8 protein-coding genes are annotated in these 7,942 nt (G+C 69.8%); 5 read left to right on the top strand and 3 right to left on the bottom strand.

From position 1 onward, the window contains the following. Positions 1-285 precede the first annotated feature (285 nt). The gene (locus ACFPZL_RS08020; RefSeq protein WP_218116342.1) at positions 286-2,109 is read right to left on the bottom strand and encodes a gamma-glutamyltransferase family protein; all 1,824 of its coding nucleotides are present in this window, start codon (positions 2,107-2,109) and stop codon (positions 286-288) included. A gap of 253 nt (positions 2,110-2,362) precedes the next feature. Between ACFPZL_RS08020 and ACFPZL_RS08015 the strand changes: the two genes are divergently transcribed. Further along, positions 2,363-2,968 (top strand): PepSY domain-containing protein, encoded by a 606-nt coding sequence (locus ACFPZL_RS08015; RefSeq protein WP_218116343.1) that lies wholly within the window; start codon positions 2,363-2,365, stop codon positions 2,966-2,968. Positions 2,969-3,009: 41 nt separating this feature from the next. On the opposite strand, the gene ACFPZL_RS08010 is transcribed toward ACFPZL_RS08015, so the two are convergent. Then, the gene (locus tag ACFPZL_RS08010; protein ID WP_218116344.1) at positions 3,010-4,329 is read right to left on the bottom strand and encodes a flavin monoamine oxidase family protein; all 1,320 of its coding nucleotides are present in this window, start codon (positions 4,327-4,329) and stop codon (positions 3,010-3,012) included. 147 nt (positions 4,330-4,476) lie between these two features. Between ACFPZL_RS08010 and ACFPZL_RS08005 the strand changes: the two genes are divergently transcribed. The 4 genes from ACFPZL_RS08005 to ACFPZL_RS07990 all read left to right on the top strand — a co-directional run bounded on the left by ACFPZL_RS08005 (position 4,477) and on the right by ACFPZL_RS07990 (position 7,661). Then, positions 4,477-5,727, top strand: a complete 1,251-nt coding sequence (locus tag ACFPZL_RS08005; RefSeq protein WP_218116345.1) for a S1C family serine protease — start codon at positions 4,477-4,479, stop codon at positions 5,725-5,727. 9 nt (positions 5,728-5,736) lie between these two features. Next, positions 5,737-6,210 carry a carboxymuconolactone decarboxylase family protein gene (locus ACFPZL_RS08000; protein WP_218116346.1) on the top strand — a complete coding sequence of 158 codons (474 nt, stop codon included), beginning with the start codon at positions 5,737-5,739 and terminating at the stop codon, positions 6,208-6,210. Beyond that, the gene (locus ACFPZL_RS07995; protein ID WP_218116347.1) at positions 6,207-7,202 is read left to right on the top strand and encodes a pirin family protein; all 996 of its coding nucleotides are present in this window, start codon (positions 6,207-6,209) and stop codon (positions 7,200-7,202) included. The genes ACFPZL_RS08000 and ACFPZL_RS07995 overlap by 4 nt, the downstream gene beginning before the upstream one ends. An 84-nt stretch (positions 7,203-7,286) precedes the next feature. Then, positions 7,287-7,661: a GNAT family N-acetyltransferase gene (locus tag ACFPZL_RS07990; protein WP_218116348.1), complete on the top strand. Its 375-nt coding sequence runs from the start codon at positions 7,287-7,289 to the stop codon at positions 7,659-7,661. Between the two features lie 96 nt (positions 7,662-7,757). Here the strand turns inward: ACFPZL_RS07990 and ACFPZL_RS07985 are convergent. Then, positions 7,758-7,942, bottom strand: a 185-nt coding sequence (locus ACFPZL_RS07985; protein ID WP_382335051.1) for a GMC oxidoreductase, incomplete at its 5' end; no start/stop codon positions are given.

Here is a 7,942-nt window from a genome sequence, read left to right as displayed (position 1 = left end):
CGCATCTCGGGCGAGTACTTCTGATTCATCGTGTTCCATCCTTGCTTGAAGAACGGAACGAAACCCAGGGCGATTCACTCTTTCGTGGGTTCACACTGTTTGCAGGTGGACCAGGGCGGGCGAGTCGCGTCATCGGTGACGGTCGTCATGACGCGTGTTTAGGGCGGTATCGGCGGAAAAACCGCGCGTGTCATCCACTGCAGCCCCATCCTGATCGAAGCCACAGACCTTCGGCCGGGTCAAGGGCGGTAACGTAGACCAATAATAAGGCAGTGGCGGAGAAAATCACTCGCCGCTCGGTTTCCTGACCTTCCCAGTCGAAGTCGGGAAGCGCGGATCGGTGCCCAAGGAGAACTTCGCTCCCCCGTCGCGCACCTCGATCATCGTGCCGTAGCCGAAAGCGCCGCTCGGCCCGGAGGTGAGATAGATGTTCTGACCCCGCCGCTGGAGCCCGGTGATGATCCGCTGCGGCGTCGTATCTTCGATGGCCACATTGTTGTTGGCGCCGTGCGGCACGATGCTGCCCGGCGTGGCATAGGCGACGAATCGGTGCCGCGCGATGGCCTTCTTAGCGCTCAGCCCGAAGTCGAGCACCGCCACGACCTGCTGCGTCTGGGCCTGCGATTGCGTGTCGGCGCCGATGTTCCCACCGAGGAGCCGCACCCCGGAGCCGTCGGTCACGATGTACGGGTTCCCCGTGTACCGCACCCGCTTGCCGGGCTCGAGGAAGTTCGGGCTGCTCGGGTCGCCGGCGGTCATGAATCGCATGCGGTTGTTCATCATGATCCCGGTGTCGCCGGCCGCGACGAACTGGTACCCGGTGCTCGTCGTCACCGCGATGGCATTCCCGTCGTGATCCACGATCTGGAAGGTCGTGGTGTTGTCCTCAAGGCCTGGCTCGATCGGCCACTGATGGGACCTCTCCGGGTCGATGCGGGCGAACTGCCGCTCACCGTAGTCGGGATCCAACAGGTCGCGGATCGGCACGTCGGTGAAGGCCGGGTCTCCGATATAGGCCTCGCGATCGGCCATCGCGAGCTTCATCGCCTCGATGAGCGTATGGGCGGTGCCCGCGGAATCCGCGACCTTGGGGCTGAGCTTCGCATTGCGAAGGATGTTCAAGGCGATCAGCATCGTGAGCCCCTGCGTCGTGGGCGGGGACTGGTAGATCGTGTGCCCACGGTAGTCGATGCTCAACGGCTCCTTGAACTCGGCGGAGTAGCCCGCGAGATCCTTCGCGGTGAACGTCGCCCCGCCCTCACGAGCGGCCGAGAGGAGCCGCTTTCCGAGCTTCCCGCTGTACACGTGCTCCCGAGCCGCAACGATGCCGCCATCCCGCTCGGGTTCCGCGGCATACGCATCGGCGATGCCCTGCAGGGTCTTGGCGAAATCGGCCTGCACGAGGGTGCTGCCCGCAGCCACGGGCGTGCCGCCCGGAACATAGACGGCTTGGGCCGCGTCGTTGACCGCGCCTCGACCCAGCGCGTCTCGCAGCTGCGAAGCAGTCAGATCGGTGACCTCATGCCCGTCGCGCGCCAATGCGATGGCGGGTTCGAGGAGGCGGTCGAGATCCATCCTTCCCTCGGCCTCGAGCAGCACCATCCAACCGTCCCACGCCCCCGGAACCAGCGCCTGATGCAGCCCATAGCTTGCGGGGCCCTGGGATCGGTACCGGTCGATATCGAACCTCGAGCCGACCGGGCCGACGGCTTCGAGCGCTTGGATATCCTCGGCCGTCGAGTTGAAATACAGGGCCGACGTCTCCCCTCCGATGAGGTTCGAGTAGTGCGGTTCGACCACGCTGAGCACCGCCGCAGCGGCGAAGGCGGCGTCCGCCGCCGATCCGCCCTCGGAGAGCGCATCCAACGCGGCCGCCGTCGCTTCCGGATGGATGGTGATCACCGCCGCGGGCGTCGGTGCTCGCTCCGACTCCTCGACGACCGGCGGCGAAGGATCGACGAACTCCGGAGCAGGCGCCACGGAAGGCCCGGGGGAAGGTGCAGGCGCAGGGAAGGAGCACCCGGCGAGCGCGATAACCAGCACGGTGACGAGCGCGGTGACCGGGACTGCGAGCAGTCTGCGCCACGTCATCCGGGTGTCTTTCGTCATCGATCCAGGGGAACGCGAACCTGTTGCATGAGGGGAACCGCGGCGGCCCCCTGCCGAGCGGCCGTGCGTCTCGGCCCGATGCGGGTTCGGCTGGCTTGATTATGCCCCAGCGAGTTCGGAGATCGCCAGCGCCTCGCGTTCGTCCGGTCGTGCGCTGGGCTCCGAGCCACCGACGGCGCCTCCCAGCGACGAGGCGTACACTGCGAATCAGTTTCAGCGTCGCACGAATCACCAGGCGGGGAGCGCAGGCACCATGACACGTCAACTCAATACTGCGAAGCTCCTCCCAGCAGCGCTGGCGCTCGGGATGGCGGCCTTCTTGCTGACCGCCTGCGCCTCCGAGACGCCGACGAGTCAGGCGCCCGACATTTCCGAGGCGCCCAGCACGTCAGAGGCGCCGAGCCCCACGGATGATCCGGACGCCTCTGAGACCGAGGAGGCACCCACCACGGGTAACGTCGAGGCGGCGGCAGCGGTGGACATCGCCCTCCGGGCCGTGCCAGGCGCCGTCGTGGAGGCCGAACTCGACCGCGAACGTGGTACGACCGTGTGGGAGGTGGGCGTGCTCGGCGACGACGGATCGGGCACCGAGGTGACGATCGATTCGCAGAACGGAAACGTGCTCAAGCAGGAGCGACTTCGCCTGAGCCGCGTGCAGAGCACGGCTCCTCAGGTCACTGCCGCCGAAGCGATCGAAGTCGCGCTCGACACGGCCGACGGCCAGGTGATCGCCATGGATCTCGACACGGAGCGCGGCACGGTGGTCTGGGAGGTCGAGGTGGTCGGTACCAGCGGCGGCACGGAGATCTACATCGATGCCGGCACCGGCGCCGTGCTCAAGCAGGAGCGCATGAGCTGACCGAGGGGCGCGGCATGCCCGCGCCTCCTGACCGCTCAGGCCTACGCGGAACCGAGCACGGCCGCGGCCGCCGCGCGTCCGGTGCGCACCGCCCCCTCCATGTAGCCGCAGACCCACTGATCGGATCCGCAGACGTAGAACGGCGGTTCGTGCGTCCCGTGGAGCGGCCCGACCGCCGTCACGTCTCCCGGGCGCCAGCCGGTGACGTAGCCTCGCGTCCACGGGTCCGTCGCCCAGTTCCGCATGTAGAAGCACGAGTAGTCGCCCGCCTGCGCTCCGAACAATCCGACGAGCTCCGCCGTGAGCTCGCGCTGGACGAGGTGCGCAGGCGTCGCGAAGTACTCCCCGAGGCTGACCGGCGGGATCAGGCCGGAGAGAATGCCGGTGTTCTGCGCCCACAGGCCGCCGATGATCGTCTCCTCTTGCAGGGTGGTGCCGTTGCACCCATCCGCCTCCCAGAAGCTCTCCTCGTAGACGACCGCGATCTTGGCGGCGCGTGCATGACGCTGCCAGTGGAGCGACGCGAGGCGGGCGTCGCTCACCCCGGTGATCCGGATGTCGCGGAGCGGCCCCACCGGGATCGCCGAGACGATCGCGGACGCGCCGATGATCTCGCCCGTGGCGAGCTGCACGTGGCACCCGGAATCGGAGACGTGCACCGCGGCCGCAGGGCTGCTGTAGCGGATCCTACTCCCCAGCGCCTCTGCCATGCGCAGGGCCACCGTGGCCGATCCTTCGAGCACGCGCTCGTTCTCCCAGACCTCGAAATCGTAGAAGCCCCCTGCCCCCGCAGCCGACTCCTTCCGGAGGTCCGCGAGGAGCGAGAGCCGCTCGATGGGCTCCGTCGCCAGCGCGCGATTCGCGAGATTCAGCGCGCGCAGCACCGCCGGGGTGCCGCCCTGGGCGCGGACCCAGTCGGCGGCGGAGAGCCGGTCGAGCTTCTCCGCGTCGGGGTGCGCCCACGGATCGTCCGGATCGACGGTGGCGGAGAGCTTCGCGAACTCCCGCTCGATGCGATCGTATGCGGCGCGGTCGGCATCGGTCATCCAGCCGGGCGCATCGCCGACGAACGCGCCTTCGCCCAGGCTCCACAGCGTCTCGCCGGTAGTCGAGGTGAACGTGGATCCCAACGTGAGGCCGAGCTCCTGCACGAGCTGACGGTACGCGGTGTGAAAGGTACCGACGATCTCTCCGCCGAGCTGCACCAGCCGCCCGTCGGGCGCGGTGGTCTGCTCCACGCGCCCGCCCGCACGGGCGCGTGCTTCGAGCACGAGGACATCGGTGCCTGCGAGGTCGAGATCCCTGGCCGCGCTGAGCCCGGCGAGCCCGGCGCCGAGAACGATCACGTCGTGCCGTTCCATGCCGGCCTCCCTCGGGTGCTGACGATCGAGATTCCTTGCTGTCGACCGTAGCGACTACCGGCCCCATATGACAGGGTTCGGTGCGAATGCGCGGCCGGTACCGTTGCACCCCTCCCCCGTCCGCGCCCCGCTTGCCATAATCGAGACATGGCGGATGCAGAGACGACCGACGCGAACCCGGCGGGCACGAGCTCGACCGAGCCGGAACCGACCAAGCCTGAGTCGGAGAGCGCGAACCCGACCAAGTCCGAACCGGCAGACGCGAGGCCGGCCTGGTGGCGCCGACCGAAGGCCGCGATCGGAGGCACGGCGATCGCGGCGCTCGCGCTCGGAATCGGCGGCGGGATGATCGGCGCGACGATCCTGCCCGGCGCACCCGGAGCCTGCAACGCGATCGCCGTCTCCGAGACGGTCCTGCCGTCGGTCGTCACCGTCTGGGCGACCAGCTCGAACGGCGGCAGCAACGGCGGCGGCAACAGCGGTGGCAACGGCAGCGGCGCCATCATCGACGCCGACGGCCTCGTCGTGACCAACGATCACGTGATCGCCCCCGCCCTCACCGACGGAGCCGTCTCGGGCGCGCTCGCGGTGACGCTCGCCGACGGCGAGCGCTTGGACGCCGAGCTGGTCGGTCGCGACCCGCAGACGGATCTCGCGGTCCTCCGCGTGGAGCGGGAGGGCCGACTCCCGGTGATCCGGTTCGGATCCTCCGCCGATGTGCGCACGGGCCAGCCGGTCGTCGCACTCGGCGCCCCGCTCGGCCAGTCGAACACGGTCACCGCAGGAATCATCAGCGCGCTCGACCGCTCGGTCGCGCTGCCCACCGGCGACGGGGGCCTGACGATGATCACCGGCGCTCTCCAGACCGACGCCTCCATCAACCCCGGCAACTCCGGCGGTGCGCTCGTCGACTGCCGTGGCCGGCTGGTCGGCGTCAACACCGCCATCTCGACGGTGCCCGACGGCAACGGGGGCGCTTCGGGCGGCAGCATCGGGATCGGCTTCGCGGTCCCCGCAGACACCGTGCGGGCGATCACCGACGAGCTCGTCGCCGACGGTCGCGTCGACCACCCGTCCTTCGGCATCGAGGTCAGCCCGCTCCCGCCGTCGGCGGCCGAGCAGTTCGGTGTACCGCCCGGGCTGGTCGTGACCTCCGTCGTCGCGGGAGGGTCGGCGCATCGGGCGGGCCTGCAGCCCGGCGACCTCATCACGCGCATCGGCGAGCAGACCACTCCGACCCCCGTGCATCTCGCCGGCTTCACCGTCCGGGCCGCCCCCGGAGACAGCGTCGAGGTCGAGTTCATCCGTGAAGCCGAGAGCCGCACGGTCACGGTGACGCTGCAGCCCAACCCGATCCCGACGACAACACCGACACCGACGCAAGCGCAGACGGAGTGAGGAGCCGCAGTGGACCTGTTCATGGATAAGGCCGAGCCGGAGGCCTGGAACGACGCCGAACGGCTCTCGGCCACCGTGCGCGAGAACGCCCTGCGCCACGGGCTCACGGTCCAGGAGACCGAGCTGATCAAGGTCCGGGCGTCGCAGCTCAACGGCTGCGTCTTCTGCCTCGATCTGCACTGCCGGCAGGCCCGGCAGGCCGGGGTCACGCAGCAGAAGCTCGACATTCTCCCCGCCTGGCGCGAGGCCCGGATCTACGAGGATCGCGAGACCGCCGTCCTCGCTGTGGCGGAGGCCGCCACCCAGCTGCCGCTCGGCGAGGATGCGCGCGCCGATCTCGTCGCCGCGCGCGGCGTCCTCGGCGACGAGGCCTTCGCCGCCGCCGAGTGGGTGGCCGCGACGATCAACCTCTTCAACCGGATTTCGATACTCAGCGGGCATCCGGTGCGGCCGCGCGACGCCGGTGGGGGGCTGCTCCGATGAGCGACCTGGATCAGCATCCCGTGATGACGGTGCTCGACTCGGGGCTGCCCTGCACGGCGGTAGAGGTGCTCGAACCGCGCCTCGTCCCGCTGGGCGGCCCGCGCGCGATGACCGTGCACCGCACCCTGCCGCAGCGGAAGCGATCCCTGGTCGGAGCCTGGTGCTTCCTCGACCACTACGGCCCGGACGACGTCGCCGAGACCGGCGGCATGGTGGTCCCCCGCCACCCGCACACGGGCCTCGCGACCGTCTCGTGGCTGTTCACCGGACGGATCGACCACCTGGACTCCGGCGGCAACGCGGCCGAGGTGCGGCCGGGTGAACTGAACCTGATGATCGCGGGGCGCGGGATCACGCATCAGGAGATCAGCACTCCCGGGACACGCGTCCTGCACGGGGTCCAGCTCTGGTACGCCCTCCCGGAGGCGACCCGCTTCAGCGAACATCATTTCGCTCATTACGCCCCCGAACCCGTCGCGGCCCCGGGGCTGACGGCCCAGGTCTTCATCGGCGAGCTGCTCGGCTCCGCCTCCCCGGTGGACACCCGCACGCCGGAGCTTCTGGGCGCCGAGCTCCTCCTCGAGCCGGGCGCGTCGGTATCGCTCCCGGTGCGCCCCGACTTCGAGTACGGCGTCCTCGCCGAGAGCGCGGACATCAGCGTCAACGGATCCACGACGCCCCACCGTTCGCTGGCCTACGTGCCCACCGGATCGGACACGCTGCGGATCGAGGCCGGCGCGGAGGGTACACGCGCGCTGCTCCTCGGCGGCACTCCGCTCGGCGAGCAGATCATCATGTGGTGGAACTTCGTCGGGCGCACCCACGACGAGATCGTCGAGTATCGGCGCCGCTATCAGGCCGAGATCGGGCTCGAGCCGACGGACGTGCAGGATGCGGGCGAGCCCGCCCTCTTCGGTCCCTTCCCCGACGGTCAGCGCGCACCATTGCCCGCGCCCGTGCTCCCGTTGACCCGGCTGAAGCCGCGAGGCTAGGGCAACCGCCGGACCCCCGACGAGCCGATGCGCCCCACCCGAAGACGACCCCTCACCCGACCACGACCCGCACGAGGAGCCCGCATGCCCGAGCAGCGTTTCACCATCGAGCATCGCCCCGAGGAGGGCCGCTACGTTCTCCTCGACAGTGAGCCGACCGCCGCCGCAGGCGGGGATCCTGTCATCGGCGAGGAGTCCTACGTCGATGTCGTCGCCGCGGACGGCACCGTCGAGCGCGTACTCTTCCACACGGCCGTCTCCGAGGCCTATGCCGGGCAAGGGCTCGCCTCGGTGCTGGTCGGCGCCGTCGTCGCCGACCTCGTCGCGGCCGGGATCAGGATCGTTCCCGTCTGCCCCTATGTGAAGGCCTGGCTGCCGAAGCACCCCGAGTTCGCCGACCACGTCGTCGCGGTGCGCGGAGAGCACCTGCGCGCAGTCCGGGACCGGCAGGGCGGCTGACCGCCCGCACCGCCCGACCGCTCACGCCGCTCGACTCCTCACCTCGCACAGGCGCGACCGCGCTTCGCCGTCACCGATCGCCGTCACCGATCGGCATCACCGATCGGCAAGGATCAGTTCAGCCGCCCGCGCGGCCAGCCCGTAGGTCGGCGCCATCGTGTTGCCGGGCTGCTTCGGGAGGACCGAGGTGTCGGCGATCCGGAGCCCCTCGATGCCCGTGACGCGCAGCGTCGCGTCCACGACGCCCGCGCCGTCGGCCGCCATGCGCACCGTGCCGACGG

The organism is Leucobacter soli, from assembly GCF_042659205.1.
GTDB classification, from domain to species: Bacteria; Actinomycetota; Actinomycetes; order Actinomycetales; family Microbacteriaceae; genus Leucobacter; species Leucobacter soli.
Note: the sequence above shows the minus strand (reverse complement) of the source record. Positions and strands in the feature narration are given on the sequence as shown.